This window comes from Streptomyces soli, assembly GCF_003999195.1.
Classification (GTDB): Bacteria; Actinomycetota; Actinomycetes; order Streptomycetales; family Streptomycetaceae; genus Actinacidiphila; species Actinacidiphila soli.
On sequence record NZ_RJVR01000257.1, the window covers coordinates 18,501 to 43,609 of the forward strand.

A 25,109-nucleotide genomic window follows, 5' to 3' on the forward strand; every position below is an offset into this window, starting at 1 on the left:
ACGCACCCCCGGCCTCCCACCGTCGTGGTGCGCGCCGTTGCCGGATGCGGGCGGGTTGGGCCAACCCCTCCGCATCAGGCGGAGGGCCTACCCCCAACCCGGAGGGGTGGGCGCGCACATGATTGAGCTGCCCGCGCTGGTCGACCACCACTGCCACGGCGTACTGCGGGGCGACCTGGGCCTCGCGTCGTTCGAGGCGTACCTGACGGAGTCGGACGCACCGGCCGCGCCGGGGACGACGTTCTTCGATACGCAGGCCGGGTTCGCCGTGAGGCGCTGGTGCCCGCCGTTGCTGGGGCTGGAGCCGCATGCGACGCCGGCGCGGTATCTGGCGCGGCGCCGGGAGCTGGGGGCGTACGAGGCGGGGCGGAGGCTGCTGCGGGCGACGGGGATCACGGCGTACCTGGTCGACACGGGGCTGCCGGGCGACCTGACCGGGCCCGGCGAGCTGGCGGCGGCGGCCGGGGCGACCGCCCGGGAGGTCGTGCGGCTCGAGCAGCTCGCCGAGCAGGTCGCCGACACCTCCGGCACCGTGGACGGCTTCGTCGCCAACCTCGCCGAGTCCGTGCACACCGCCGCCGTGAACGCCGTGGGCTTCAAGTCCATCGCCGCCTACCGCCACGGCCTCGCCCTGGCACCCCAACCCCCCGCCCCCGGTGACGTACGCCGCGCCGCCGGCGAGTGGCTCTCCGACCGGCCGGTCGGGGGGCGGCTCACCGACCCCGTACTCCTGCGCCACCTGCTGTGGACCGCCGTCTCCACCGGGCTGCCCCTCCAGCTCCACACCGGGTTCGGCGACCCCGACCTGCGCCTCGACCACGCGGACCCGGCGCTCCTCACGGACTTCCTGCGGGCGACGGCCGGGCTCGGCACGGATCTCGTACTCCTGCACGGCTACCCTTACCACCGCCACGCCGCCTACCTCGCCCACGCCTTCCCGCACGTCTACGCCGACGTCGGGCTCGCCCTGACCCATGTCGGCGCCCGGGCACCCGACGTACTCGCCGAATTCCTGGAGCTCGCGCCCTTCGGCAAGCTCCTCTTCTCGACGGACGCCTACGGACTCCCCGAGCTGTACGTCGTCGGGGCCGAGCTCTTCCGCGACGCGGTCCGCCGGGTGCTTGGCCGGTGGGTCGCGGACGGCGCGTGGTCGTCGGACGACGCCGGACGGGTCGCCGCGATGCTCGCCGTGGACAACGCCCGCAGGGTCTACGGCCTGGGCTGATTCGTCACCCCTATGGGGCAAGGACAATTGCGTCCCTGGACTCCGGACAGCCACGGGCCCAGCGACCGCGACGGCGGCGTTAGGAGATGCTCGCCGGGGCCAGGCCCGCCGCCGGGGAGGGGATGTCACCCAGCTCGGTGAAGGGCCGCTCGCGCATGCTCAGCAGCACCCGCAGGACCGCGATCCAGACGAGCGTGGAGCCGAGCATGTGGAGGCCGACGAGGGCCTCCGGGAGGTGGGTGAAGTACTGGACGTAGCCGATGACGCCCTGGGAGAGCAGGACGACCAGGAGGTCACGGGCCCGGGCGCGGGGGCCGGCGGGGGCGTCGACGGCGCGCAGGACGAACCAGAGGGCGATGGCGAGGCCGCAGACGATCCAGGCGAGGTCGGCGTGGAGCTGGGTGATGGTCTTCCAGTCGATCCCGACCCGGGGGACGTCGCTGTGGTCGCCGGCGTGCGGACCCGCTCCGGTGACCAGGGTGCCGACCGCGATGAGGGAGACGGTGGCACCGGTGGTGATCCACGCGAGTTGCTTGACGGGCTTGCCGACCAGGGGGCGCGGGGCGCCGTCCCCCTCGGCGGTGCGCTGCCAGGTCAGCATGGCGACCGTGATCAGCGCGGCGGAGAGCAGGAAGTGGGCGGCGACGATGTACGGGTTGAGGTGGGTCAGCACCGTCAAACCGCCCCACACCGCGTTGCCCATGACGACCCAGAACTGTGCCCAGCCGAGCCGGGTCAGGCTGCGCCGCCACGGCTTGGCGGAGCGCGCCGCGATGATCGCCCAGCCGACGGCCGCGCACAGCACGTACGTCAGCATGCGGTTGGTGAACTCGATGGCGCCGTGGATGCCCATGGCGCTGGTCGTGGTGAGGCTGTCGCCCGTGCACGTGGGCCAGGTCGGGCAGCCGAGCCCGGAACTGGTCAGCCGGACCGCCCCGCCGGTCACCACGATCACGACGCTCATGACGAGCGCGCCCATGGCGGCCCGCCGGAGCGTCACCGGGGACGGCGTCCAGCGCTGTGCGATGGCGGCGAAGGGGTTCAGGTTCGACACCCGCCCATCGTAGGCGCCCCTTTGTGCCATCCTTCACGAGGGGTAAATAGGGTACGGCCAGGCTTGGGGGGATCATGACAGGTACCGTCAACCGGCGTCACCTGCTCTACGGAGGCGCCGCCGCCGCTCTGAGCGGCACCGCCGCCGTCGCCTTCAGCGCCGCCGACTCGCCCGCCGCCCCCGCCGTGAAGGAACCGGCCACCTCCGGTCACCCCCGCGTCGTGCGCTACGACATGTGCCTGCTGGCCAGCCACGGTCCGGACAACGGCTTCCTCGCGGTCAACAGCGGCCAGGACACCGGCTTCACGCGCTTCGTCGACTGCGTCACTCCTTCGTGAAATGAGCGAAAACGCTCGGGCGGACCCGCCCAGGGTGGTGCCGGGGGATATCTACGAGGCATGCCAGTTCCCTCCGGTGTCTCGAGGCACACGAGGACGAGTCGGTGAGTGGTGTCTCACGACGGCAGGCCGAATGAGCCAGGCGCAACCATTGGCCGGTGATGTCTGTCTTGTAGGGCAACGGCATCGAACGGGCTAGCGGGAGGCGGGGGCCATGGGCGGCAGCGGTGGTGGCGGAGGGATACGCGCGGTAGGCCGGCGTGTTGGCGTGGGTGCGGCGGTGGTGGGGCTGGTGGCGCCCGTGGTGGTCATGGCGGGGGCGGGCGGGGCGGCTGCGTCGTCGACGTGTACGACGCGGACCGGGCCGTACCAGAAGCAGGTGGAGAAGTTCCTGGGGCGGCCCGTCGACGGGCGCCAGTCCTCGGGCGACTGCAAGGCGATCCGTGCGTTCCAGACCAAGCACGGCATCAGCCCCAACGTCGGGTACGCGGGGCCGGTCACCTGGGGTGTGATGGACCTGATGATCAAGCAGAAGGCCGTTGGCAAGAACCCCAACAAGGCGGGCAAGTGCCCCACCAACAAGGGCCGGATCGCCTGCGTCAACCTCACGCTGCAGATCAGTTGGGTGCAGGACGGCTCCAGCCTGGTCTACGGCCCGGTGCCGATCCGCAGCGGACGCAACCGCTACGAGACCCGGACCGGCCTGAAGAAGATCTACTGGCGGGACAGGCACCATGTCTCGAACCTCTACAACGTGGCGATGCCCTACAGCCAGTTCTTCGACGGCGGCCAGGCCTTCCACTCCATCTCGGGCAGCGTCTGGTCCCCGCCCGGCTCGCACGGCTGCGTCAACATGCGCGACAGCGACGCCGCGAAGTACTGGAGCCTGCTGAAGAAGGGCGACGACGTGTACGTGTACGGCCGCAAGCCCGGCACGTAAACCGTAGTCACTCCCAGCGGAAGAACCGCGCCGCCGCCCCCAGCCCCAGCACCGCCCACACCCCGAGGATCCCGGCGTCGGCCCACGGGGTGCCGGCGCCGTGCTGGAGCACGTCCCGCAGGCCGTCCGAGAGGGCGGAGATCGGCAGGAGCTCCAGCGCGGAGCGGACGCCGGCCGGGAACTTGTCCAGCGGGACGATCACGCCGCCGCCCACCAGCAGCAGCAGGAACACCAGGTTGGCGGCGGCAAGGGTCGCCTCGGCCTTCAGGGTGCCCGCCATCAGCAGGCCGAGGCCGGAGAAAGCGGCGGTGCCCAGCACCAGGAGCAGCAGTACGGACAGCGGGTTGCCGTGCGGCGACCAGCCGAGGGCGAAGGCGATCACGGTCAGCAGGACGATCTGCAGGACCTCGGTGACCAGGACGGAGCCGGTCTTGGCGGTCATCAGGGCCCAGCGCGGCAGCGGGGACGCGCCGAGCCGCTTGAGGACCCCGTAGCGGCGCTCGAAACCGGTGGCGATGGCCTGGCCGGTGAAGGCGGTGGACATCACGGCGAGGGCGAGGATGCCGGGGGCCAGGAAGTCCACGGACTTGCCCGCGCCGCCCGCAGTTTGAGTAGGCACAGTGATGATGTCGACGGTGCCGAAGAGCAACAGGAGGAGGCTGGGGATGATCACCGTCAGCAGCAGCTGCTCGCCGTTGCGCAGCAGCATCCGGGTCTCCAGCGCCGTCTGCGCGCCGATCATGCGGGGGAGCGGGGCCGCGCCCGGGTCGGGGGCGAAGGTGGTCATGCGCGCAGCTCCTTGCCGGTCAGCTCCAGGAATACGTCTTCGAGCGTGCGCCGCTCGACGGCGAGGCGGTCCGGCATGACGCCGTGCTGGGCGCACCAGGAGGTCACGGTGGCCAGCATCTGCGGGTTGACCTTGCCCTCGATGCGGTAGTTGCCGGGCGTCAGCTCGGCGGCGGCCGAGTCGGCGGGCAGGGCATTGAGGAGGGAGGCCAGGTCGAGCGCGGGGCGCCCGGAGAAGCGCAGGGTGTTCTCGGCACCGCCCCGGCACAGCTGCTCGGGGGTGCCGCCCGCTATCACGCGGCCCGCGTCGATGATCGAGACGTGGTCGGCGAGTTGCTCGGCCTCGTCCATGAAGTGCGTGGTCAGTACGACCGTGACGCCGTCGGCGCGCAGCTCCCGTACGAGGTCCCAGGTGGCCCGGCGTGCCTGCGGGTCCAGGCCGGCGGTCGGCTCGTCCAGGAACACCAGCTCCGGGCGTCCGACCACCGCCATCGCCAGGGCCAGCCGCTGCTGCTGGCCGCCGGAGAGCCGCCGGTAGGGCGTACGGCCGCAGGACTCCAGGCCGAGCCGCTCGATCAGCAGCCCGGGGTCGACCGGGCTCGCGTGCAGCTTGGCGGTGTGGCGCAGCATCTCCTCGGCCCGGGCGCCCGCGTAGACGCCGCCCGACTGCAGCATCACCCCGATGCGGGGGCGCAGCGCCGCGCTCTCGGCTACCGGGTCCAGGCCCAGGACCCGCACGCTGCCCTCGTCCGGACGGCGGTATCCCTCGCAGGTTTCCACCGTCGTGGTCTTCCCGGCCCCGTTCGGGCCGAGCACGGCGGCGATGGCGCCGCGCTCCACGGTGAGGTCGAGCCCGTTCACCGCCGTTTTCGCGCCGTACCGCTTGACCAGTCCGGCCACTTCAACCGCGGGCTCGTTTCCCATGACGGGCAGTCTACGAAGAGCCTGGGACACCCTCGGCGGCAGGGCTGCGCGGTCGGTGCTCGGCCAGCCAGCCCTCGGCGTGCGCGACCGCCTCGGCCAGCGGGAACAGCCGTGCGGTAGCCGCGCCCACCGTGGAGCGGACGACGGGGTGATCGGCCTCGAAGGCGGCGCCGAGTTCGTCGAAGCGCTCGGCGGTGAAGGAGGTCTCCCGGACCGTGGTCCACCGGCGGCCCCCGGCCGTCGTCAGGGCGAAGGAACGGTCGGCCTGGGGACCGGGGATCCGGTATTCGGCCAGGTGGAAGGCGGTGCAGGAGTCGAATCCGGCGCCGAGGAGCAGCACGGTCGCGCCGGCGTCCTCCAGGCGGGCCAGGGGGCTGCGCTCGCCGAGGGCGCAGTCGGTCGCGTGCCCGTCCGTGATCTCCGCGGCGCGCGGGCCGATCGCGGCGAAGGAGGTCTGGGGGTGGGCGCTGCGGATGGCGCCGGGCCAGGTCCGTACGGTCTCGGGGACGACGCCGACGCCCCGCGACGGCGTGATGCGCGGGTCGTACGCGGGCATCGACGCGCGGATGTGCGGCCACCAGTCCTTGGGCACCGGTGGATTCCCCCATTCCGCCGGATCGGAGTTGCCTCCGGTGTGCGTGGGGACCACGAGGGTGCCAGTTCGGCCGAGCGCATCGAGCAGCGCCTGAACGACGGCCACGGCGCCGCCGCACACCCATCCGAGGGAGCTCAGCGAGGAGTGCGCGAGCAGGGTCTGGCCCTCGCGTACGCCGAGCCGGCGGAGGTCGGCCGCGAGCGACTCACGGGTGCACAGGGGGCCTGGCCCGGGGACTTCTGGCATGCGGGGGAGTATGCCGGGCGGTACCCGCCGACGCAGCCGATTTGATCATTCGCGCAGGTTATCTTAGGTATACCTAAGTGACGTAGCCCACCTCGGTCGCCGAGGTGGCCGCTTGCCAGTCCCTGAGGAATTACGCAACACTGGCATTGTGAAATACGCGGGCGAGGCTCAAGAGGAGCAGACGGCCGGGGAGCGGAGCACCCGCAACCGGGTCGCCCGATCCATCCTGGACCACGGCCCGTCCACCGCCGCAGACCTGGCGCAGCGGCTCGGCCTCACGCAGGCCGCCGTCCGCCGCCACTTGGACGCACTCGTCGCCGAGGACATCGTGGAAGCCCGCGAGAAGCGGGTCTACGGGGCCCGCACCCGGGGCCGTCCGGCGAAGGTCTTCGTGCTCACCGACTGCGGCCGGGACGCCTTCGACCAGGCCTACGACCAGCTCGCCGCCGACGCGCTGCGCTGGATCGCCCGGGCCGCCGGAGGCGGGGAGACCGGCGAGGCCGCCGTGTCTGCCTTCGCCAAGGCCCGGGTCGCGGCCCAGGCCGAGCGCTACCGGGCCGATATCGAGGCCGCGGCACCCGAGGACCGTACGAAGGCTCTCGCCAAGGCCTTGAGCCAGGACGGGTACGCTGCGACCACGCGCAGTGCCCCCGCATCCGCCGGTGAGCAGCTCTGCCAGCACCACTGCCCGGTGGCGCACATCGCCGAGCAGTTCCCGCAGCTGTGCGAGGCGGAGGCCGAGGTCTTCTCCAGCCTGCTCGGCACGCATGTGCAACGCCTGGCCACCATCGCCCACGGCGACGGGGTCTGCACGACCTTTGTTCCGCAAGCACATACCACCACCGCATCCGAAAGCACTGCCGGGAGGAACCCCGCATGACTGCTCCCACCGAGACCACTCACCCGGAGCTCGACGGCCTGGGCACCTACGAGTACGGCTGGGCCGACTCCGACGTGGCCGGTGCCGCTGCCAAGCGGGGCCTGTCCGAAGACGTCGTCCGCGACATCTCTTCGAAGAAGAACGAGCCGCAATGGATGCTGAAGCTGCGGCTCAAGGGTCTTCGCCTGTTCGGCAAGAAGCCCATGCCGACCTGGGGCTCCGACCTCTCCGGCATCGACTTCGACAACATCAAGTACTTCGTCCGCTCCACGGAGAAGCAGGCCGAGTCCTGGGAGGACCTGCCCGAGGACATCAAGAACACCTACGACAAGCTGGGCATCCCGGAGGCCGAGAAGCAGCGCCTCGTCGCCGGTGTCGCCGCCCAGTACGAGTCGGAGGTCGTCTACCACCAGATCCGTGAGGACCTGGAGGAGCAGGGCGTCATCTTCCTGGACACCGACACCGCGCTCAAGACGCACCCGGAGCTCTTCCAGGAGTACTTCGGCACCGTCATCCCGGCCGGTGACAACAAGTTCGCCTCGCTGAACACGGCCGTGTGGTCCGGCGGCTCCTTCATCTACGTGCCGAAGGGCGTGCACGTGGAGATCCCGCTCCAGGCCTACTTCCGGATCAACACCGAGAACATGGGCCAGTTCGAGCGGACGCTGATCATCGTCGACGAGGACGCCTACGTCCACTACGTCGAGGGCTGCACCGCCCCGATCTACAAGTCGGACTCGCTGCACAGCGCCGTCGTCGAGATCATCGTGAAGAAGGGCGGCCGCTGCCGCTACACGACGATCCAGAACTGGTCGAACAACGTCTACAACCTGGTCACCAAGCGTGCCGTGGCCTACGAGGGCGCGACCATGGAGTGGGTCGACGGCAACATCGGCTCCAAGGTCACCATGAAGTACCCGGCCGTCTACCTGATGGGCGAGCACGCCAAGGGCGAGACCCTGTCCATCGCCTTCGCGGGCGAGGGCCAGCACCAGGACGCCGGCGCCAAGATGGTCCACATGGCCCCGAACACCTCGTCCAACATCGTCTCCAAGTCGGTGGCGCGAGGCGGCGGCCGCACCTCGTACCGCGGTCTGATCGAGATCGGCGAGGGCGCCGCGGGCTCCAAGTCCAACGTGCTCTGCGACGCGCTCCTGGTCGACACGATCTCCCGCTCGGACACCTACCCGTACGTGGACGTCCGCGAGGACGACGTGTCCATGGGCCACGAGGCGACCGTCTCCAAGGTCAGCGACGACCAGCTCTTCTACCTGATGAGCCGGGGCATGACCGAGTTCGAGGCGATGGCGATGATCGTGCGCGGATTCGTCGAGCCGATCGCCAAGGAACTGCCGATGGAGTACGCGCTGGAGCTCAACCGGCTGATCGAGCTGCAGATGGAAGGCGCCGTCGGCTGACACCGGCGCGCCCATCCCGCCGCCCACCAGACGAAACCGAGAAAGAGAGCCGTACGACAGCCATGGCTGAAACCATTCCGGCCGGTGCCACCACCGAAGGGGCCATCCAGGTCGGCCACCCCCGCGACGCCCGGGTCAGCGCGCCCGCGTCCTACGACGTGGCCGACTTCCCGGTGCCGCACGGCCGCGAGGAGGAGTGGCGGTTCACTCCGCTCGAGCGGCTGCGCGGCCTCCACGACGGCACCGCCGTCGCGGACGGGGGCGTCAAGGTCGAGGTGACCGCCCCCCAGGGCGTCACCGTCGAGACCGTGGGCCGCGACGACGCTCGCCTCGGGAAGGCCGGCAAGCCGGTCGACCGGGTCGCGGCGCAGGCGTACAGCTCCTTCGAGAAGGCCTCGTTGGTCTCCGTCCCCAAGGACACGGTGCTCACCGAGCCGGTACGGATCGCCGTCCACGGCGCGGGCGGCACCGCCTACGGTCACCAGGTCATCGAGGTCGGCGCCTTCGCCGAGGCCGTCGTGGTCATCGACCACACCGGTGACGCGGTGCTCGCCGCCAACGTCGAGTACGTGATCGGCGACGGCGCCAAGCTGACCGTCGTTTCCGTCCAGGACTGGGACGACAAGGCCGTCCACATCGCCCAGCACACCGCGCTGGTCGGCCGCGACGCGAGCTTCAAGTCCGTGATCGTCACCTTGGGCGGCGACCTGGTCCGGCTCAGCCCCCGTGTGATCTATGGCGCCCCCGGCGGCGAGGCCGACCTGTACGGCCTGTACTTCACCGACAAGGGCCAGCACCAGGAGCACCGGCTCTTCATCGACCACGACACCCCGCACTGCCGCAGCAACGTCGCCTACAAGGGCGCGCTGCAGGGCCAGGACGCGCACGCGGTGTGGATCGGCGACGTGCTCATCCGCGCCGAGGCCGAGGGCACCGACACGTACGAGCTCAACCGCAACCTCGTCCTCACCGACGGCGCGCGGGTCGACTCGGTCCCGAACCTGGAGATCGAGACCGGCGAGATCGTCGGCGCCGGCCACGCCTCGGCGACCGGCCGCTTCGACGACGAGCAGCTCTTCTACCTGATGGCCCGCGGCATCCCGGAGGGCGAGGCCCGCCGGCTGGTCGTCCGCGGCTTCTTCGGCGAGCTCATCCAGCAGATCGGCCTGCCGGAGCTGGAGGAGCGGTTGATGGCGAAGATCGACGCCGAGCTGGAGGCGTCCGTCTGATGACCACAGCCAACGGATTCGTCCGCGCCTGCGCGCTGAGCGAGCTGGAAGAGGACACGCCCAAGCGTGTCGAGCTCGCCGGTGTGCCGGTGTCATTGGTCCGCACCGAGGGCGAGGTGTTCGCGATCAACGACATCTGCTCGCACGCGAACGTCTCGCTGTCGGAGGGCGAGGTGGAGGGCTGCCAGATCGAGTGCTGGCTGCACGGCTCCAGCTTCGACCTGCGGACCGGCAAGCCGTCGGGGCTGCCCGCGACGCGGCCGGTCCCCGTATACCCCGTAAAGATCGAAGGGGACGATGTGCTCGTCTCCGTCACCCAGGAGTCCTGAGGCACACATGGCAACGCTTGAGATCCACGACCTGCACGTGTCCGTCGAGGCCGAGGGCGGCCCCCGCGAGATCCTGCGCGGTGTCGACCTGACCGTGAAGCAGGGCGAGACCCACGCCATCATGGGCCCCAACGGCTCCGGCAAGTCCACGCTCGCGTACTCGCTGGCCGGGCACCCCAAGTACACGGTCACCGGCGGCACCGTCACCCTCGACGGCGAGAATGTCCTCGACATGACCGTCGACGAGCGCGCGCGGGCCGGTGTCTTCCTGGCCATGCAGTACCCGGTCGAGGTCCCGGGTGTCTCGGTCTCCAACTTCCTGCGCACCTCGGCGACCGCCATCCGCGGCGAGGCCCCCAAGCTGCGCACCTGGGTCAAGGAGGTCAAGGAGGCCATGCAGCGCCTCCAGATCGACCCCGCCTTCGCCGAGCGCAACGTCAACGAGGGCTTCTCCGGCGGTGAGAAGAAGCGGCACGAGATCCTCCAGCTCGAGCTGCTCAAGCCGAAGATCGCGATCCTCGACGAGACCGACTCCGGCCTCGACGTCGACGCGCTCCGCGTCGTCTCCGAGGGCGTCAACCGGGTCGCCGAGAGCGGTGAGGTCGGCACCCTGCTGATCACCCACTACACGCGCATCCTGCGCTACATCAAGCCCGACCACGTCCACGTGTTCTCGGCCGGCCGGATCGTCGAGTCCGGCGGCCCGGAGCTCGCGGACACGCTGGAGAACGAGGGCTACGAGTCGTACGTGAAGGGTGGCGCGTCCGCGTGACACAACTGCAGCTGCCGGGCCTGCTCGACACCGAGACGATCCGTAAGGACTTCCCGCTGCTGGATCGTGTGATCCACGACGGGAAGAAGCTCGTCTACCTGGACAATGCCGCGACTTCGCAGAAGCCGCAGCAGGTGCTCGATGTGCTGAACTCGTACTACGAGCAGCACAACGCCAACGTCCACCGCGGTGTGCACACGCTGGCCGAGGAGGCCACGGCGCTGTACGAAGGTGCGCGGGACAAGGTCGCGGCCTTCATCAACGCGCCGAGCCGCGACGAGGTGATATTCACCAAGAACGCCTCCGAGTCGCTGAACCTCGTCGCCAACATGCTGGGCTTCGCAGACGAGCCCTACCGTGTGGACCGCGAGACCGAGGTCGTCATCACGGAGATGGAGCACCACTCCAACATCGTGCCGTGGCAGCTGCTCTCGCAGCGCACCGGCGCGAAGCTGAAGTGGTTCGGTCTCACCGACGACGGCCGGCTCGACCTGTCGAACATAGAGCAGGTCATCACCGAGAAGACGAAGATCGTCTCCTTCGTCCTGGTCTCCAACATCCTCGGCACCGTGAACCCGGTCGAGGCGATCGTCCGCCGCGCCCAGGACGTCGGCGCGCTGGTCCTGATCGACGCCTCGCAGGCCGCCCCGCACGCGGCTCTGGACGTCCAGGCGCTCGGCGCGGACTTCGTGGCCTTCACCGGCCACAAGATGTGCGGCCCGACCGGCATCGGCGTGCTGTGGGGCCGCCAGGAGCTGCTGGAGGACCTTCCGCCGTTCCTCGGCGGCGGCGAGATGATCGAGACCGTTTCGATGCACTCCTCCACCTACGCCCCCGCGCCGCACAAGTTCGAGGCCGGTACGCCCCCGATCGCCCAGGCCGTCGGCCTCGGCGCGGCCGTGGACTACCTGTCCGCCATCGGCATGGACCGTATCGCCGCGCACGAGCACGCGATCACCGAGTACGCCCTCAAGCGGCTCCAGGAGGTCCCCGACCTCAGCATCATCGGCCCCACCACGGCCGAGGGCCGCGGCGCGGCGATCTCCTTCACGCTCGGCGACATCCACCCGCACGACGTGGGCCAGGTCCTCGACGAGCAGGGCATCGCGGTCCGGGTCGGCCACCACTGCGCGCGGCCGGTCTGCCTGCGGTACGGAATTCCAGCGACCACGCGAGCGTCCTTCTATCTGTACTCCACGCCCGGTGAGGTCGACGTCTTGATCGACGGGCTGGAGCACGTACGGAACTTCTTCGGGTGATGAGGGCGGCTGACTGGTGAAGCTCGATTCGATGTACCAGGAAGTGATCCTGGACCACTACAAGCACCCCCACGGGCGTGGCCTGCGCGACGGCGACGCCGAGGTGCACCACGTCAACCCGACGTGCGGCGACGAGATCACGCTCCGCGTCAGGCTCGACGGCTCGCGGATCGATGACATCTCGTACGAGGGCCAGGGCTGCTCCATCAGCCAGGCCAGCGCATCGGTCCTCAACGAGCTGCTGGTCGGCAAGGAGTACCCGGAGGCGCAGAAGATCCAGGAGACCTTCCTGGAGCTGATGCAGTCCAAGGGCAAGGTCGAGCCGGACGACGCGATGGAGGAGGTGCTGGAGGACGCCGTGGCGTTCGCCGGTGTCTCCAAGTACCCGGCGCGCGTGAAGTGCGCGCTGCTGAGCTGGATGGCGTGGAAGGACGCGACCGCACAGGCGCTGTCCGAGAAGGAGACCGCATGAGCGACAACGTAGACACCGTGACCACCAAGCCGGCCAGCGAGGAAGAGGTCCGGGAGGCCCTCTACGACGTCGTCGACCCCGAGCTGGGCATCGACGTCGTCAACCTGGGCCTGATCTACGGCATCCACATCGACGACTCCAATGTCGCGACCCTGGACATGACCCTCACCTCGGCGGCCTGTCCCCTCACCGACGTCATCGAGGACCAGGCCAAGTCCGCCACCGAGGGCCTGGTCAACGACCTCAAGATCAACTGGGTCTGGATGCCCCCGTGGGGCCCCGACAAGATCACCGACGACGGCCGCGAGCAGCTTCGCGCGCTCGGCTTCAACGTCTGATCCGTACGCACCGAACGAGGCCCCCGGTAGCCAGCCTGCCGGGGGCCTCGTCGTGTTGGGCGGCGCCCGCTTATGTGTACGGCCGTACGCATCCATGTGTACACTCGTACGCATGGTCTACCTGATGCTCGGAGGCGCGATCCTCGCCGAAGTCCTCGGCACCACCGCCATGAAGTACAGCGACGGCTTCAGCCGGCTCTGGCCTTCCCTGGGTACCGCGACCGGGTATCTGATCGCCTTCCTGCTGCTCGCGCAGACCTTGAAGACGATGTCGGTCGGCACCGCCTATGCCATCTGGTCGGCCGCCGGCACCGCCGCGATCGCCGCCATCGGCATGGTCTTCCTCGGTGAGTCGGCCAACGCCGCCAAGCTGATAGGCCTCGCCCTGGTGATCGCCGGCGTGGTCGTCCTCAACCTGGGCGGCGCGCACTGATGGCCCGCCGGTACGACCCCGAGCGCAGCCAGCGCATCATCGACGCCGCGATCCGGGTGGTCGGTGAGCGAGGCATCGCGGGGCTGAGCCACCGCGCGGTCGCCGCCGAGGCCGATGTGCCGCTCGGCTCGACCACGTACCACTTCGCGAGCCTCGACGACCTGTTGGTCGCCGCCCTCCACCAGGCCAACGAGGCCTGCAAGCGGGACCTGGACGCACGCAAGGAGCTCGCCGACCCGGAGACCGACCTGGCGACCGAACTCGCGCGTCTGGTCGACGAGATGGTCACCCGGGACCGGGTCCGCACCGAGCTGGAGTACGAGCTGTACCTGGCGGCGCTGCGCCGGTCGGCGGTGCGGCCCATCGCGGCGGAATGGGTGGATCTGATGACGGAGGTCATCGCCCGCCGGACCGACCGCGACACCGCGCGGGCGCTGGCCGCGCTGGCCGACGGTCTGTGCCTGCAAGCGCTGCTCACGGGCCGTGAATTCGATCGGGAGCAGGCCCGTGTGATGTTCGCCCGGCTGATCCGATGATCTTGAAATGGCCGATACCGGTCGCGACCTGATCCGTCCATTGCTGTATCCGGCATTCACCCCCGCAAATGATCGATTCTGGTGGGGAATCGAATCCAGGAGTGGGCATGAAACAGGCGATGAAGGACATACCGAGGGTGGTATGGCTGCTGGCGGCGGGCATGTTCGTCGTCGCGGCCGTCAGCTTCACCTTCGTCTATCTCTTCGTCTACCTGACGGGACCGCGCGGGCTCAGCACCTCGGAGGCCGGCCTCATCGCGGGCCTCGGCGGTGTCGGCATGGTCGTCGGCAACTTCACCGGCGGCTGGTTCGGTGACCGTTTCGGGCACCGTCGCACCCTCATCGTCGGCTTCACCGTGGCGGGGGTCGGCCTGGCCGTCCTGCCGGTCCTGCCGACCGGGGCGCTGCTGCTGCTCTTCCCCGTCTGCCAGTTCGGCACCGGCATCACCCGCGCCTCGAACTCCGCGCTCATCGCCTTCTCGGTGCCCGAGGGATCCCGGCGCCAGGGCTTCGCTCTGCTGCGCTTCTTCGCCAACGCCGGTGTCACCGTCGGCCCGCCGCTGGGCGCGCTGATCGCCGCCCAGTTCTCGTACGGCTGGCTCTTCGTCGCCGACGGCGCCGGCATGCTCTTCTTCGCCGGGTGGGCCGCGCTCATCCTGCCGGCCAACGGCGACCGGCGGCACAAGGCGGAGGCCGTGACCGCGGACACCCCCGGCCTGTGGAGCGCCGTAAAGTCCCGCCCGGCCGTGCTCGTCGTCCTGGTCGCGGTGCTGATCGCCGACACCGTCTACCGGCAGCAGTACTCCACCCTCCCGGTCTTCCTCTCCGACCACGGCATCGGAACCGGCGTCTACGGCGCGCTCATCGCCATCAACGGCGGCCTGGTCATCTGTCTGGAGCTGCCCGTCACCGTGGCCCTCCGGCAGCGTGCGCCCCTGCTCGTCATCGGCGGGGGCATCGTGCTTCTCGGGGCGGGTTACGCGGCACTGATCATCGGCGGCCACATCGCGACGGCGATCGTGATGATGGCGCTGCTCACCCTTGGCGACATCCTCTACAAGTCGCCGTCGACGGCCTACGTCGCCGACAACGCGCCGGACCACCTGCAGGGCCGCTTCCAGAGCCTCTACGCCGGCGCCTCCATCAGCGGCGTCGTCCTCGCCGCGCCGCTCGGCGGGGCGCTCTACCAGGCGGCGCCCGGGCTGCTGTGGCCGCTGTGCGCCGGGCTGGTCGCGGTCGCCGGGGCCACGGTTCTGGCGGCGCACCGGCTGCCGGCGTTCCGGCCGGCGGCGGCGGAGCAGGGAGCCGTCACGGCGGTCAGCCAGGGCTGAGGCCCGGGACGCTTCGGGGCGGTGGCGTGGCCGTGGTGTTCCGGCGGCGGTTCCGCATCGCGGGCGGGTTGGGCACGCGCCGGGGTGAGCGGATAGCGTTCGATACATGACTGACACGACCGCTACCCGCGCCACCGGTGCTGTCGCCGCAGGCCTGGCGACTGTCGCCGCCGACGGCACCGTTCTCGACACCTGGTTCCCCGCGCCCGCGCTCGCCGAGGCGCCCGGCCCGGCCGGCACCGAGCGACTGACGGCCGAGCAGGCCGCCGAACTGCTCGGCGAGGCCGCCCCGAAGGCGCTGGGCCCGGACGCGCGGCGCGGGGTCGAGGTGATCGCCGTTCGGACGGTCATCGCGTCGCTCGACGACCAACCGCTGGACACGCATGACGTGTACCTCCGCCTGCACCTGCTCAGCCACCGCCTGGTCAAGCCGCACGGCCAGAGCCTGGACGGCATCTTCGGCCTGCTGGCCAACGTCGCCTGGACCTCGCTCGGTCCGGTGGCCGTCGACCAGCTCGAGGCGGTGCGGCTCACCGCCCGCGCGGAGGGGCTGCACCTGCAGGTCACCAGCGTCGACAAGTTCCCCCGCATGACGGACTACGTGGCCCCGGCGGGCGTCCGTATCGCCGACGCCGACCGGGTCCGGCTCGGCGCGCACCTGGCCGCCGGGACCACGGTCATGCACGAGGGCTTCGTCAACTTCAACGCCGGCACGCTCGGCACCTCCATGGTCGAGGGCCGCATCAGCGCGGGTGTCGTGGTCGGTGACGGCTCCGACATCGGCGGCGGCGCGTCGATCATGGGCACGCTGTCGGGCGGCGGCAAGCAAATCATCTCCATCGGCGAGCGCTGCCTGCTCGGCGCCGAGGCGGGCATCGGCATCGCGCTCGGTGACGACTGCGTCGTCGAGGCCGGTCTGTACGTCACGGCCGGTACGCGGGTCACCCTTCCCGACGGCAAGATCGTCAAGGCGCTTGAGCTGTCCGGCGCGGACAACCTGCTCTTCCGCCGCAACTCCACGACCGGCACGGTCGAGGTGCTGCCGCGCTCCGGTTCATGGGGTGGTCTGAACGAGGTACTGCACAGCCACAACTGAGGCATACGGTACGAAAGGTGTGGTTCTACGTCTTCCGGTCTACGTCTTCCGGACGTAGAACCGCACCGCGTAGCCCAGGACCCGGGTGAGCCGGGTCTGCTTGAACTGCTTCTGCAACACCTGACTTTTCGCGTGGTCGGTGGGGGCCGTGAGGTCGGCGGAGCGGACGTACGAGCGGCTCACCACCCACACGCGGTCGACGCCCTTCAGGGCCGCGGCGACCTTCCTTGCCTTGATCTCGCGTCCCGCGAGCGTGCCGGACTCCGCGCCCGAGCTCTTGAGGGCGACGTCCTCGACCCCGCTGAAGGAGGCCGGATAGGCCTCGGCGACCAGCCTGCGCACCGAGGGCAGGAAGAGGACCGCGTCCCCCTTGCGCGCGCCGTCGGCCACGATGCGGGCGGCGGCGGCCGGGTCGTCGGCGCGGCTGTTGACCTGGCGCACATGCTGCTGGGCGGGGAAGGCGAAGGCGCCCAGCGCGATGACGAGGGCGGCGGCGACCACGATCGCGCCCTTACGGAGGACCGCCAGCGCGGCGAGAGCGGCGCCGGTCAGCCAGGCGAGGCCGGCGGTGGCGTAGAGGACGTAGCGATCCTGGTACAGCGGGTGGAACTGGGACACGGCCAGCAGCACCACCGGGGGCAGCACGGCCACGGCGAGCGCCAGCGCGGGCAGCGAGACCAGCGTGGTCCCCTCATACCGGCGCTTCCCGAGCCCGGCGGGCCCCGCGTCCCGCACTCCCGGGCCGCCGGCCCCGGAGTCGCGTACCGGCGAGGCCTGCTGCTGCCCGCCGGCACCCGCGAGCAGCAACTGCCGGGCCGGCGGCCCTTCCTCCGGGGTCGGAAAGGGCCGCCGCCGGGGAAGCAGCCCCGCCAGCCCGACCGCCACGCCCGCCGCGCACAGCACACCCAGCGCCGCGAGGGCGAGCCTGCCGCCCGTCCAACCGGACAGCAGCCCACGGACGGCGGGCCAGCCGGGCCGGGTGAGCCAGGAGACCTGCGCGGTCTGGTGGGTGGCGACCTAGGCGACCGGGGCGGCGGGGACGATGCCCGCGAGGACGGCCAGGGCCCAGCGGCGGAAGGCGGGGGCGCCGGCGCGGCCGAGCAGCAGCGCCACGGCGTGGGCCGGCAGGACGAGGATGGCGAAGAGGTTCAGCAGGCAGGCCGCGGCCAGCGCGACGGCGTAGGCGACCCAACGGCCGCGTACGAGAAAGTACGTCCCCCAGATCACGGCCACCGCGACCAGGGCGTACGAGCGGCCCTCCTGGGCGTACCGGCTCACGACGGGCAGGACCGCGAAGACAGAACCGGACAGCAGTCCGGCTGCCGGGGACCAGGTGGCCCGGGCGACGGCGGCGACGCCGGCTGCGGCAGCGGCGGCGGCGAGCAGGGAGGGGACCCGGATGAGGACTTCGAGCGGGACTGCCCCGCCGAAGACGACGATCAGTTCGTGTACCAGGAGGTAATAGGCGCCGTGGACGGCGTCGACGCTGCCGAGGGTGCGCCAGAGCTGCGGGAGGGACCGGCCGGCGATGACAGCGGTGGTCGCCTCGTCCTGCCACATGGAGCCGCGACCGAGGCCCCAGATGCCGCCCGCGAAAACGATCAGGGCAGGGACGAAAAGGGGCATTCTAGCCCGGAGTATCGATACTGCTGCCATGCGGGCCCGTCTGCCCCCGGCCCCCCGGGCCAAACGGGCCCGGGGGTGTGAGGAGCACTACGGCCTGAGGCCCACGACCCGGGGGTCGTGGTCGAGGGTCGCCCGTAGGGTGAACCCCACGCGCCCGTACGGGCAGGGGAAAGCACGCGGCGAATCGCGGCCTCCGCAGGACTACGCTGGGTCCGTGTGCTCGCGCGTCCGCTTCGCGTCCTTGCATCCCGCACCCCATGAGGAGACCCCGCCATGGCCGCTGACCGCCTCGACCTGCCGCCGGTACGGCTGCTGCCCGAGGACGAGCTGGCACGGCTCGCGCTCGCCGCACCGCTGCTGGATCGGGCCGTACGGCTGGCCCGCTGGGCCGCGCCGCACGTCCAGGTGGACGCCATGGGGGAACTGACTGCCGAGGACTGGCAGCGCGCCGCCGCCGAACTCGGGCTGGACGGCGAGCCGGACGGCGTCGCGCAGACCGCGCAGGCCTGGGGCGTCGCGGTGGACTCCGGCCTGGTCGAGCTCGACCTCGATGAGGCCGCGTCGGCGGAGCAGGAGTTCGACGGCCTGGAGGACGCCGCCGCCGGCCAGGCCGTGCCCGGCGACGCGCTGCGCCAGATCGACGGCGGTGAACCGCAGGAGGTGCTGGAGGTCTGGCTGGCCGCCGTCGAGACCGCCCTCGCCGAGGCCGCCGCCCCCGACCTGGAAGTCCTGCTCGACGGCATCGCGGACGCGGACGCCGAAGGCGGCCCGGACGACCTCGGCGGCCTGGACTGGGACCCGGAGGAGGAGGCGGACTTCCTCGACGGGGCACTCGCCAACCTCTACTTCTTCAGCGCCATCGAGGAGAACGAGGGCGGGGCCGTGCCGCTGCCGGTGCTGGCCGCTTCCATGGTCGTACCGGACGAGATGGAGCACCCGACCGACGCCGTCCTCGAAGAGGTCACCGAGGTCATGATGCGCCTCGACGAGCACTTCCGGGTGCTCGCCCCGACCGGCCTGATCGAGTACCGGCCGCTGGACGAGGCGCTGATCGAGGAGGCCGACACGGACGGGGCCGACACGGGCGAGGCCGCCGTCCCCGCGCAGGCCCAGTCACCGGACATCGACCCCGAGGAGGTCTCCCGCTACGGCATCGTCCAGCTCACCCCGCTCGGGCTCTACGGCGTACGCGCCCGGATGCTCGACGCGGGCATGCACGCCCCGGCCGCCGGGGAGCTGGCCGACCAGCCCGCCTCCGTACTGCTGGAGGCGCTGTTCGGCTACCCCGACCGGGCCGCCCGCAGCGAGGCCGACCAGTGGCTGAGCACCCGCAAGCCCGCCGACGCGGCCCGCGAACTGCTGCAGGCGGCGCGCGGCGACGACCGCGACGCCCCCGGGCGGCGGCTGGTCGCGCAGCAGACCCTCAGCCTGCTGGGCGCGGAGGCCGAGCCCGCCCTCCGCGAGGTCCTGGACGACCGCGAGCTCGGCGGCCTGGCCCGCGTCTGGCTCACCGAGACCGGCTCCGCCAACGTCCCGGCCCCCGACCAGGACATGGTCTTCTGGCTCACCATCGACACCCTCGCCGCCCAGCTCGACGCCGACGACAACCCCGAGCTGCTGCGCGAACTCGTCACCGATCTGGTGGCCCGCCACGACAGCTTCTTCGCCGCCGCCTGGCGGGTAGACCACCCCGCCACGGCCGATGTTCTGGAGGCCATGGGCCGCCTTCACCCCGACAAGGCCGTCTCCAAGGAGGCCCGTAAGGCCGCCTTCAAGGCCCGCTCGGCGACCGGGGGGCAGTAGACGGGCTCGACATCGGTAAATCAGTGGCGGAACGTCAGGTTCAGTTCAACTGCCGTTCGTCATGGGGCGCGAGTGTGGCGCACGGTATTTTACCGTCCCATGACCCGCGCTTTGCGTGGCCCACGAGGAGAGAATCCATGCCGCTCACCCGCAGGAACTTCGCCAAGCGTTCGGCCATCACCGGTGCCGGTATCGCGCTGGCCGGAACCGTGGACGTCCTCGCCACCGCCCCCGGCGCGCTCGCCGCCGACGCCCCCGCCGCTGCTTCCGCGGGGGCCGCCGACACCGCCCGGCACAGCGGCGCGCTCGGCTACGGCGAACTGGTCGCCGACCCGGACGGCGTCCTCGCGCTCCCCAAGGGCTTCGCGTACCGGATCATCACCCGGACCGGCGTCACCACCCTGGAGTCCGGCGAGTCCACCCCCTCCAACCACGACGGCACCGCCACCTTCGAGGGCCTGCGCGGCGCGACCCTGCTCGCCAACAACCACGAACTGGCCGGCGCCCGCGCCGACTGGCCGCACCCGGTGCCGCTCGCCGAGGGCCTCGTCTACGACCCGGGAGCGGCCGGCGGCGTCACCGTCGTCGAGGTCGCCCGGCACGGTGACCACGTGGCCGAGTGGGTCGGCGTCGCCGGCACCGCCACCAACTGCGCGGGCGGCCGCACCCCCTGGGACACCTGGCTCACCTGCGAGGAGACCGAGGACAAGGCCGGTTCCAAGGGCTTCACCAAGAACCACGGCTACGTCTTCGAGGTCGACCCCTACGACCGCAAGGCCAACCTCGACCCCAAGCCCATCAAGGCCCTGGGCCGCTACGCCCACGAGGCCGTCGTCGTCGACCCCCAGCGAGGCCACCTCTACCTCACGGAGGACGCCTCCGGCCCCAACGGCCTCCTCTACCGCTGGACCCCGCCGGCCGGCTTCAAGCACGGCCGCGCCAAGCTCCGCACGCTGGCCGACGACGCCGGCGTGCTCCAGGCCTTCAAGTGCTTCGACTCCGGAGGCCAGTTCGTCGACGACCTTTCCCGCGCCACGAAGATCGGTACCGTGTACGGGGTCGACTGGGTCGACGTCCCGGACCGCGACGCGAAGTCGGTCTCCACGCGCAAGCAGTTCGCCGCCGGTGAGATCACCCGGGCCCGCAAGCTCGAAGGCATGTGGTGGGGCGACGGCGGCGCCTACATCGTCTCCTCTTACGCCCGCGCCGAGAGCCCCGGTACCGCCCACGACGGCGCCGTCTGGTTCTACGACCCCAAGCGCCGCACGCTGACCCTCAAGGTCCTGCTCGGCGTCAACCCCGCCCCCTCGGTCGACGGCGCCTTCGACGGCCCCGACAACATCACCGTCTCCCCCTACGGCGGCCTCGTCATCGCCGAGGACGGCGAGGGCATCCAGCACCTCTTCGGTGCCCTCGGTGACGGCCGTACGTATCCGATCGCCCGCAACGAGTTCAACATCGGCACGGCCGACGCGCCGGTGTACAGCGAGTTCACGGGCGTCACCTTCTCGCCCGACGGCAAGACGCTCTTCGCCAACATCCAGGAGCCCGGCATCATGCTCGCCATCACGGGGCCTTGGCGTCGGCAGCCCTGCTGAGCGGCACGCCGCCTGCACCGGGGCGGCGTTGCGCCCTGCGCCGGGTGCGCCCCGTAGTCCTGGGGCCGGGGGTGTGCGCGGCTGCGGGTCGGTGGGGGTTGTTCCCGTTCCCCCTGTCACTGGCCCCGGACCGCGCGTCCGTGCCCACCCGGCACCCCGGGCCCCGTCCGCTCCGCGCGGAGCGCTAAAGCGCCTGGGCTGCGGGTTTGACCATGCCCTTGACGGTGCGGGAGTCGGCGAATTCGCCCATGGCGGTCATTTCCCATTCGCCGGAGAATTGCTTGATGAGTTTGGCCATCATGACGCCGGTGCGGGGCTCGCCTTGGGTGAGGTCGAAGCGGACGAGCTCTTCGCCGGTGGTGGCGTCGAGGAGGCGGCAGTAGGCCTTGGCGACCTGGTTGAACTTCTGGCCGGAGAAGGAGTTGACGGTGAAGACGAGGCCGGTGACTTCGGGGGGAAGGCCGCCGAGGTGGACGGTGATGGCCTCGTCGTCGCCGGCGCCTTCGCCGGTGAGGTTGTCGCCGGAGTGCTGGATGGCGCCGTTGAGGATGCTGAGCTTGCCGAAGTAGCAGGACGCGATGTGGTTGCGGTCGGCGCCGTAGGCGATGACCGAGGCGTCGAGGTCGATGTCCTTGGAGCGGAAGGCGGGCTCCCAGCCGAGGCCCATCCGTACGCTGGAGAGCAGCGGCTTGCCTCCCTTGACCAGGGAGACGGTCTGGTTCTTCTTGAGGCTGACCCGGCCCTTGTCGAGGTTGATCTTGCCGGTGGAGGCCGCCGGTGCCGCCGCCGGGGGCGGGGGGATGTCCGTGACGGCGGGACCGGTGGGCGGGGCCTGCGGCGCAGCCTGAGGCGCAGTCGCCGGTTCGTCGACGCTCACGCCGAAGTCCGTGGCGATGCCGGCCAGGCCGTTGGCGTAGCCCTGGCCGACGGCGCGGGCCTTCCATGCGCCGCCGCGTCGGTAGACCTCGACGACGACGAGCGCGGTCTCGGGTCCGAGCTGGGGCGGGGTGAAGGTGGCGATGACGGTGCCGCTGTCCGCGTCGCGGATGGTGGCCGTCGGTTCGATGCCCGCGAAGGTGGCGCCGGCCGCGTCCGGGCTCGCGGTGATAACCACTTTTTCGATGCCCGCCGGGACGGATACCGTGTCAACGGTGATCGAATCGGACTGGTACGTCACACCCGGGCCACTCGGCTGGTTGTAGAAGACGAAGTCGTCGTCCGAGCGCACCTTGCCGTCGGCGGCGATCAGCAGGCCCGAGACATCCAGCCGGACGGGCGCGGAAACGTCCACGGCCACGCGAGGGGCGGAGAGCGGGACGTTCGAGCCAGGGGTCATAGCGGTCATGTCTTCGATAACGAGCGATCGCGCTTTACGGTTCCATTACCGAATTGGAGTTTTGAGATGTCGCGAATCGTGGTCGTCAGCGGCGGCGGCACGGGTATCGGCCTCGCCGTCGCGGATGCCTTCGTACGCGCCGGCGACCAGGTCGTCCTGATCGGCCGCCGCAAGGAGGTGCTGGACGCCGCCGTCGAGCGGCTCGGGGCCGGCGCCCTGGCTCTGCCCGCCGACCTCGCCGACGAGTAGGAGGCGGCCCGGGTCCGCGATCTGCTGGCCGAGCGGTACGGACGGGTGGACGTGCTGGTCAACAGCGCGGGCGGCAATGTCCTCCTCGGCGGCGGCGACCTGACCACGGCGGAGCTGTGGACCGGGAACTTCCGGGCCAACGTGCTCACCACCGTCCTGCTGACGGAGGCCCTGCGGGGGCTGCTGGCCGACGGCGGCATCACCGCCCAGATCCTCCAGGTCAACGGGGGTGCTGAGCGGGGCCGCTGAGCCGGTCCCGTACGGCCGCCGGGTCGATGCGCAGCGTACACATCAACTCGGCGGCGGGGTCGGGGCGTTCGCAGTCCAGGAGGGCGAGCAGAATGTGCTCGGGTGTGGTGCGCTTGCTGTGCGTCCGGACGGTCTCCTTGACGGCGCGTTCGATGACGGCCCGCGCGCCGGAGGTGAACGGCGTGCGCTTGCGAGAACCGGGAATGGCCGGCAGCTCGATTCCGCGTACGTCGATCCCGATCGCGGCGAGCGCCGCCTGGTCCAGCGCCCCCAGCGCGGCGCGCGCGGCCGTCAGGTCCACGCCGAGCGCCCGGGTCGCCGCCGAGCCGGGGTCATGAAGCAGCCCCAGGAACAGGTGCTCGGTGCTGATGCGCCGGTCGCCGCGCTGGCGGGTCTCTTCGAGCGCTGACGTGACGGTGTCACGGGCGCCGGTGGCGAACTGCTTGAACATGTGCGGGCCTCACTTTCCGTATTTCGCGTGTACGGACTGCCGTGAGACGCCCAGGGCGTCCCCGATCTGTTCCCAGGACCAGCCCTGCTCCCGGGCGAGTGCCACGGAGGCCGTCTCGACCTGCTCGGCGAGCCGGTGCAGGGCGCTCACCGCGCGCAGGCCTACGGCGGGGTCGTTCGACCTGAGCCGTTCGGCGAGTTCTTCCGCATCCATGTCTGTCAGTCTGGGTTGACACTCCGAGTTTTGTCAACCCAGACTGACAGACGTGACTCGCGATGTGGTCCGAGCTGCTGGCCGGTACGGATGTCGGCTACGGCCAGTGGCTTTCCGAACCGCCGCTGCCGGGGCTGTTGCGGGCCGGGCGGCCGGTGCTGCTGGATGCCACGGGAGAGGGTGCGGTGACGGCCCTGGCGCGGGGGTGGGAGGACCGCGTCGACCTCGTCGCGGTGTCCGACGGTCCCGCCGCGATGCTGGTCCGCCCGGACGGCTATGTCGCCTGGGCTGCCGACTCCGCGCCGTACGACGGGCTGCGCGAGGCGCTGACCACGTGGTTCGGTCCCTGACGATGTGCTGCCCGGTGCGCCAGGCTCCCGGCGATCGCTTCCGCGAACTCCCGGGCCGGTGGGCTCAGCGCGTCCCACTGGCGGACCGCCCAGCCCGCGGACAGCGGCGGGAGGACGGGGACGGGTAGGAGGCGGATGCCGCCGGCGGGGTCGAGGGCGGGGAGGGCGGGGACGAGGGCGTGGCCGAGGCCCAGTTCGGCCAGGAGGATGGCGGTGTCCCAGTCGGCCACGCTGGTGGTCGAGGTGAGCTGGATGCCCTGGCGGGAGAGGTGGTCCTCCAGGTGGCGCCGGGAGGTGGAGTTCTCCGGGAGCTGGATGTGCCGGATGTCGGCCAGGTCGGCGGGGCCGAGGGTGCCACGGCTCGCGAGCGGATCGTCGGCCCGGACGACGAGGACCCAGGGGAGTTCGATGACCGGCCGCTGCTCGGTGCCGCGGACCGGGGCGCCGATGGTGATCCACGCGAGGTCGGCCTCGTTCGCGGTGAGGGCGTCGAAGCAGCTGCGGCTGGAGTTCTCCGTCTGGAACTCCAGGCTGACCTCGGGGAAACGCTTCCGGAAGGCCACCACGGCCTCCGACATGAAGTGCCGCACGGTGGTGGCGCCGGTGGTGATCCGGACGGTGCCGCCGCCTCCGTCGCGCAGGTCGCGGAGCTCGGCCAGCGCCAGGTCGATGCCCCCGATACCGGTGGCTGCAGCCGTGTACAGGACGCGTCCCGCGTGGGTGGGGGCGACGCCGCGCGGCCGGCGCTCCAGCAGGCTCAGGCTCAGCTGGCGTTCGAGCCGCTTGACGTGCTGGCTGACGGCCGACTGGCTGCAGGTCAGCGTACGGGCGACGGCGCTGAGGCTGCCGGCCTCGCACACGGCGGTGAAGACGCGGAGGTCGTCAAGAGTCATAACTCCCAAGCTAGAGCTTGGAGTTGGCGAAAAAAACCCGATGATTGACTTGGGCATCGACCGCCGCGCATGATCTACGCAGGGCCCGGGTTTCGGCCCTGGCGGCAACCCGTCCGCTGACTAACCACGGACGGGTGCCG

Annotated in this window: 30 protein-coding genes; 20 read left to right on the top strand and 10 right to left on the bottom strand. The window is 70.9% G+C overall.

Translation table 11 applies throughout. The features are described from left to right. Positions 1–118 precede the first annotated feature (118 nt). Entirely contained in the window at positions 119–1,225 is a 1,107-nt protein-coding gene (locus tag EFK10_RS26340; RefSeq protein ID WP_127358154.1) for an amidohydrolase family protein, read from the top strand. 79 nt (positions 1,226–1,304) lie between these two features. On the opposite strand, the gene EFK10_RS26345 is transcribed toward EFK10_RS26340, so the two are convergent. Continuing rightward, entirely contained in the window at positions 1,305–2,309 is a 1,005-nt protein-coding gene (locus tag EFK10_RS26345; RefSeq protein ID WP_127358155.1) for a COX15/CtaA family protein, read from the bottom strand. A 44-nt stretch (positions 2,310–2,353) separates the two neighbouring features. Between EFK10_RS26345 and EFK10_RS26350 the strand changes: the two genes are divergently transcribed. Continuing rightward, on the top strand, positions 2,354–2,617 hold the full coding sequence (locus EFK10_RS26350) for a hypothetical protein (protein ID WP_127358156.1): 264 nt from the start codon (positions 2,354–2,356) through the stop codon (positions 2,615–2,617). A gap of 214 nt (positions 2,618–2,831) precedes the next feature. Next, positions 2,832–3,557, top strand: coding sequence for a L,D-transpeptidase family protein (locus tag EFK10_RS26355; protein ID WP_127358157.1), 726 nt, complete (start codon positions 2,832–2,834; stop codon positions 3,555–3,557). Positions 3,558–3,564: 7 nt separating this feature from the next. Here EFK10_RS26355 and EFK10_RS26360 read toward each other — a convergent pair whose 3' ends face one another. The 3 genes from EFK10_RS26360 to EFK10_RS26370 are packed head-to-tail and all read right to left on the bottom strand — an operon-like array spanning position 3,565 to position 6,108. After that, entirely contained in the window at positions 3,565–4,344 is a 780-nt protein-coding gene (locus EFK10_RS26360) for an ABC transporter permease (RefSeq protein WP_127358158.1), read from the bottom strand. Then, a complete protein-coding gene (locus EFK10_RS26365; RefSeq protein ID WP_127358159.1) occupies positions 4,341–5,267 on the bottom strand; it encodes an ABC transporter ATP-binding protein in 927 nt (308 codons plus the stop codon). The genes EFK10_RS26360 and EFK10_RS26365 overlap by 4 nt, the downstream gene beginning before the upstream one ends. A gap of 10 nt (positions 5,268–5,277) precedes the next feature. Then, positions 5,278–6,108, bottom strand: coding sequence for an aminoglycoside N(3)-acetyltransferase (locus tag EFK10_RS26370; protein WP_127358160.1), 831 nt, complete (start codon positions 6,106–6,108; stop codon positions 5,278–5,280). Between the two features lie 148 nt (positions 6,109–6,256). Here EFK10_RS26370 and EFK10_RS26375 point away from each other — a divergent pair, with 148 nt between their 5' ends. The 12 genes from EFK10_RS26375 (at position 6,257) to dapD (ending at position 16,201) form a co-directional block, all read left to right on the top strand. Continuing rightward, positions 6,257–6,988 (top strand): helix-turn-helix transcriptional regulator, encoded by a 732-nt coding sequence (locus EFK10_RS26375; protein WP_206305596.1) that lies wholly within the window; start codon positions 6,257–6,259, stop codon positions 6,986–6,988. Then, a complete protein-coding gene (gene sufB / locus EFK10_RS26380) occupies positions 6,985–8,406 on the top strand; it encodes a Fe-S cluster assembly protein SufB (protein ID WP_127358162.1) in 1,422 nt (473 codons plus the stop codon). Before EFK10_RS26375 ends, sufB begins: the two co-directional genes overlap by 4 nt. Positions 8,407–8,468: 62 nt before the next feature. Further along, on the top strand, positions 8,469–9,635 hold the full coding sequence (sufD, locus tag EFK10_RS26385) for a Fe-S cluster assembly protein SufD (RefSeq protein WP_127358163.1): 1,167 nt from the start codon (positions 8,469–8,471) through the stop codon (positions 9,633–9,635). Beyond that, positions 9,635–9,964: a non-heme iron oxygenase ferredoxin subunit gene (locus EFK10_RS26390; protein WP_127358164.1), complete on the top strand. Its 330-nt coding sequence runs from the start codon at positions 9,635–9,637 to the stop codon at positions 9,962–9,964. Before sufD ends, EFK10_RS26390 begins: the two co-directional genes overlap by 1 nt. A 7-nt stretch (positions 9,965–9,971) precedes the next feature. Then, positions 9,972–10,736 (top strand): Fe-S cluster assembly ATPase SufC, encoded by a 765-nt coding sequence (gene sufC / locus EFK10_RS26395; RefSeq protein ID WP_127358165.1) that lies wholly within the window; start codon positions 9,972–9,974, stop codon positions 10,734–10,736. 5 nt (positions 10,737–10,741) lie between these two features. Continuing rightward, positions 10,742–11,995 carry a cysteine desulfurase gene (locus EFK10_RS26400; RefSeq protein ID WP_127358192.1) on the top strand — a complete coding sequence of 418 codons (1,254 nt, stop codon included), beginning with the start codon at positions 10,742–10,744 and terminating at the stop codon, positions 11,993–11,995. A 16-nt stretch (positions 11,996–12,011) separates the two neighbouring features. After that, the gene (gene sufU, locus EFK10_RS26405) at positions 12,012–12,467 is read left to right on the top strand and encodes a Fe-S cluster assembly sulfur transfer protein SufU (protein WP_127358166.1); all 456 of its coding nucleotides are present in this window, start codon (positions 12,012–12,014) and stop codon (positions 12,465–12,467) included. After that, entirely contained in the window at positions 12,464–12,805 is a 342-nt protein-coding gene (locus EFK10_RS26410) for a metal-sulfur cluster assembly factor (RefSeq protein WP_127358167.1), read from the top strand. The genes sufU and EFK10_RS26410 overlap by 4 nt, the downstream gene beginning before the upstream one ends. A 112-nt stretch (positions 12,806–12,917) precedes the next feature. Further along, positions 12,918–13,238: a DMT family transporter gene (locus EFK10_RS26415; RefSeq protein WP_127358168.1), complete on the top strand. Its 321-nt coding sequence runs from the start codon at positions 12,918–12,920 to the stop codon at positions 13,236–13,238. Then, positions 13,238–13,774, top strand: a complete 537-nt coding sequence (locus tag EFK10_RS26420) for a TetR/AcrR family transcriptional regulator (protein WP_127358169.1) — start codon at positions 13,238–13,240, stop codon at positions 13,772–13,774. The genes EFK10_RS26415 and EFK10_RS26420 overlap by 1 nt, the downstream gene beginning before the upstream one ends. A gap of 107 nt (positions 13,775–13,881) precedes the next feature. Continuing rightward, positions 13,882–15,105 (top strand): MFS transporter, encoded by a 1,224-nt coding sequence (locus EFK10_RS26425; RefSeq protein WP_407647144.1) that lies wholly within the window; start codon positions 13,882–13,884, stop codon positions 15,103–15,105. Positions 15,106–15,211: 106 nt separating this feature from the next. After that, complete coding sequence (gene dapD / locus EFK10_RS26430; protein WP_127358171.1) at positions 15,212–16,201, top strand: 2,3,4,5-tetrahydropyridine-2,6-dicarboxylate N-succinyltransferase; 990 nt, start codon at positions 15,212–15,214, stop codon at positions 16,199–16,201. 39 nt (positions 16,202–16,240) lie between these two features. Here the strand turns inward: dapD and EFK10_RS26435 are convergent, their stop codons facing one another. Together EFK10_RS26435 and EFK10_RS26440 are read right to left on the bottom strand one after the other, a co-directional pair. Further along, positions 16,241–17,104 (bottom strand): hypothetical protein, encoded by an 864-nt coding sequence (locus EFK10_RS26435; RefSeq protein WP_164836153.1) that lies wholly within the window; start codon positions 17,102–17,104, stop codon positions 16,241–16,243. 114 nt (positions 17,105–17,218) lie between these two features. Then, a complete protein-coding gene (locus EFK10_RS26440; protein ID WP_127358173.1) occupies positions 17,219–17,827 on the bottom strand; it encodes a hypothetical protein in 609 nt (202 codons plus the stop codon). 273 nt (positions 17,828–18,100) lie between these two features. Here EFK10_RS26440 and EFK10_RS26445 point away from each other — a divergent pair, with 273 nt between their 5' ends. Both EFK10_RS26445 and EFK10_RS26450 read left to right on the top strand, forming a co-directional pair. Beyond that, the gene (locus EFK10_RS26445; protein ID WP_127358174.1) at positions 18,101–19,630 is read left to right on the top strand and encodes a hypothetical protein; all 1,530 of its coding nucleotides are present in this window, start codon (positions 18,101–18,103) and stop codon (positions 19,628–19,630) included. Positions 19,631–19,767: 137 nt separating this feature from the next. Further along, a complete protein-coding gene (locus EFK10_RS26450; RefSeq protein ID WP_127358175.1) occupies positions 19,768–21,228 on the top strand; it encodes an alkaline phosphatase PhoX in 1,461 nt (486 codons plus the stop codon). A 184-nt stretch (positions 21,229–21,412) separates the two neighbouring features. Here EFK10_RS26450 and EFK10_RS26455 read toward each other — a convergent pair whose 3' ends face one another. Beyond that, complete coding sequence (locus EFK10_RS26455; RefSeq protein WP_127358193.1) at positions 21,413–22,564, bottom strand: TerD family protein; 1,152 nt, start codon at positions 22,562–22,564, stop codon at positions 21,413–21,415. A 66-nt stretch (positions 22,565–22,630) separates the two neighbouring features. Here EFK10_RS26455 and EFK10_RS50885 point away from each other — a divergent pair, with 66 nt between their 5' ends. Both EFK10_RS50885 and EFK10_RS50890 read left to right on the top strand, forming a co-directional pair. Further along, positions 22,631–22,813, top strand: a complete 183-nt coding sequence (locus EFK10_RS50885; protein WP_240677467.1) for an SDR family NAD(P)-dependent oxidoreductase — start codon at positions 22,631–22,633, stop codon at positions 22,811–22,813. Between the two features lie 51 nt (positions 22,814–22,864). Further along, positions 22,865–23,062 carry a hypothetical protein gene (locus EFK10_RS50890; protein ID WP_240677468.1) on the top strand — a complete coding sequence of 66 codons (198 nt, stop codon included), beginning with the start codon at positions 22,865–22,867 and terminating at the stop codon, positions 23,060–23,062. Here the strand turns inward: EFK10_RS50890 and EFK10_RS26465 are convergent. Together EFK10_RS26465 and EFK10_RS26470 are read right to left on the bottom strand one after the other, a co-directional pair. Then, positions 23,034–23,513, bottom strand: coding sequence for a Clp protease N-terminal domain-containing protein (locus tag EFK10_RS26465; RefSeq protein ID WP_127358176.1), 480 nt, complete (start codon positions 23,511–23,513; stop codon positions 23,034–23,036). The two genes, EFK10_RS50890 and EFK10_RS26465, sit on opposite strands and share 29 nt — an antisense overlap. Positions 23,514–23,522: 9 nt before the next feature. Continuing rightward, positions 23,523–23,726, bottom strand: a complete 204-nt coding sequence (locus EFK10_RS26470) for a helix-turn-helix domain-containing protein (RefSeq protein ID WP_127358177.1) — start codon at positions 23,724–23,726, stop codon at positions 23,523–23,525. A gap of 62 nt (positions 23,727–23,788) precedes the next feature. On the opposite strand from EFK10_RS26470, the gene EFK10_RS26475 reads away from it, so the two are divergent. Further along, entirely contained in the window at positions 23,789–24,076 is a 288-nt protein-coding gene (locus EFK10_RS26475) for an aromatic-ring hydroxylase C-terminal domain-containing protein (protein WP_127358178.1), read from the top strand. On the opposite strand, the gene EFK10_RS26480 is transcribed toward EFK10_RS26475, so the two are convergent. Further along, the gene (locus EFK10_RS26480; RefSeq protein ID WP_127358179.1) at positions 24,001–24,969 is read right to left on the bottom strand and encodes a LysR family transcriptional regulator; all 969 of its coding nucleotides are present in this window, start codon (positions 24,967–24,969) and stop codon (positions 24,001–24,003) included. The two genes, EFK10_RS26475 and EFK10_RS26480, sit on opposite strands and share 76 nt — an antisense overlap. Positions 24,970–25,109 lie beyond the last annotated feature (140 nt).

What these genes read in the sequence shown, in the direction of transcription:
- EFK10_RS26340 (WP_127358154.1), top strand. Translation starts at nt 119, where the DNA reads ATGATTGAGCTGCCCGCGCTGGTCGACCACCACTGCCACGGCGTACTG.
- EFK10_RS26345 (WP_127358155.1), bottom strand. Translation starts at nt 2,309, where the DNA reads ATGGCACAAAGGGGCGCCTACGATGGGCGGGTGTCGAACCTGAACCCC.
- EFK10_RS26350 (WP_127358156.1), top strand. Translation starts at nt 2,354, where the DNA reads ATGACAGGTACCGTCAACCGGCGTCACCTGCTCTACGGAGGCGCCGCC.
- EFK10_RS26355 (WP_127358157.1), top strand. Translation starts at nt 2,832, where the DNA reads ATGGGCGGCAGCGGTGGTGGCGGAGGGATACGCGCGGTAGGCCGGCGT.
- EFK10_RS26360 (WP_127358158.1), bottom strand. Translation starts at nt 4,344, where the DNA reads ATGACCACCTTCGCCCCCGACCCGGGCGCGGCCCCGCTCCCCCGCATG.
- EFK10_RS26365 (WP_127358159.1), bottom strand. Translation starts at nt 5,267, where the DNA reads ATGGGAAACGAGCCCGCGGTTGAAGTGGCCGGACTGGTCAAGCGGTAC.
- EFK10_RS26370 (WP_127358160.1), bottom strand. Translation starts at nt 6,108, where the DNA reads ATGCCAGAAGTCCCCGGGCCAGGCCCCCTGTGCACCCGTGAGTCGCTC.
- sufB (WP_127358162.1), top strand. Translation starts at nt 6,985, where the DNA reads ATGACTGCTCCCACCGAGACCACTCACCCGGAGCTCGACGGCCTGGGC.
- sufD (WP_127358163.1), top strand. Translation starts at nt 8,469, where the DNA reads ATGGCTGAAACCATTCCGGCCGGTGCCACCACCGAAGGGGCCATCCAG.
- EFK10_RS26390 (WP_127358164.1), top strand. Translation starts at nt 9,635, where the DNA reads ATGACCACAGCCAACGGATTCGTCCGCGCCTGCGCGCTGAGCGAGCTG.
- sufC (WP_127358165.1), top strand. Translation starts at nt 9,972, where the DNA reads ATGGCAACGCTTGAGATCCACGACCTGCACGTGTCCGTCGAGGCCGAG.
- EFK10_RS26410 (WP_127358167.1), top strand. Translation starts at nt 12,464, where the DNA reads ATGAGCGACAACGTAGACACCGTGACCACCAAGCCGGCCAGCGAGGAA.
- EFK10_RS26415 (WP_127358168.1), top strand. Translation starts at nt 12,918, where the DNA reads ATGGTCTACCTGATGCTCGGAGGCGCGATCCTCGCCGAAGTCCTCGGC.
- EFK10_RS26420 (WP_127358169.1), top strand. Translation starts at nt 13,238, where the DNA reads ATGGCCCGCCGGTACGACCCCGAGCGCAGCCAGCGCATCATCGACGCC.
- EFK10_RS26425 (WP_407647144.1), top strand. Translation starts at nt 13,882, where the DNA reads ATGAAACAGGCGATGAAGGACATACCGAGGGTGGTATGGCTGCTGGCG.
- dapD (WP_127358171.1), top strand. Translation starts at nt 15,212, where the DNA reads ATGACTGACACGACCGCTACCCGCGCCACCGGTGCTGTCGCCGCAGGC.
- EFK10_RS26440 (WP_127358173.1), bottom strand. Translation starts at nt 17,827, where the DNA reads ATGCCCCTTTTCGTCCCTGCCCTGATCGTTTTCGCGGGCGGCATCTGG.
- EFK10_RS26445 (WP_127358174.1), top strand. Translation starts at nt 18,101, where the DNA reads ATGGCCGCTGACCGCCTCGACCTGCCGCCGGTACGGCTGCTGCCCGAG.
- EFK10_RS26450 (WP_127358175.1), top strand. Translation starts at nt 19,768, where the DNA reads ATGCCGCTCACCCGCAGGAACTTCGCCAAGCGTTCGGCCATCACCGGT.
- EFK10_RS26455 (WP_127358193.1), bottom strand. Translation starts at nt 22,564, where the DNA reads ATGACCCCTGGCTCGAACGTCCCGCTCTCCGCCCCTCGCGTGGCCGTG.
- EFK10_RS50885 (WP_240677467.1), top strand. Translation starts at nt 22,631, where the DNA reads ATGTCGCGAATCGTGGTCGTCAGCGGCGGCGGCACGGGTATCGGCCTC.
- EFK10_RS26465 (WP_127358176.1), bottom strand. Translation starts at nt 23,513, where the DNA reads ATGTTCAAGCAGTTCGCCACCGGCGCCCGTGACACCGTCACGTCAGCG.
- EFK10_RS26470 (WP_127358177.1), bottom strand. Translation starts at nt 23,726, where the DNA reads ATGGATGCGGAAGAACTCGCCGAACGGCTCAGGTCGAACGACCCCGCC.
- EFK10_RS26475 (WP_127358178.1), top strand. Translation starts at nt 23,789, where the DNA reads ATGTGGTCCGAGCTGCTGGCCGGTACGGATGTCGGCTACGGCCAGTGG.
- EFK10_RS26480 (WP_127358179.1), bottom strand. Translation starts at nt 24,969, where the DNA reads ATGACTCTTGACGACCTCCGCGTCTTCACCGCCGTGTGCGAGGCCGGC.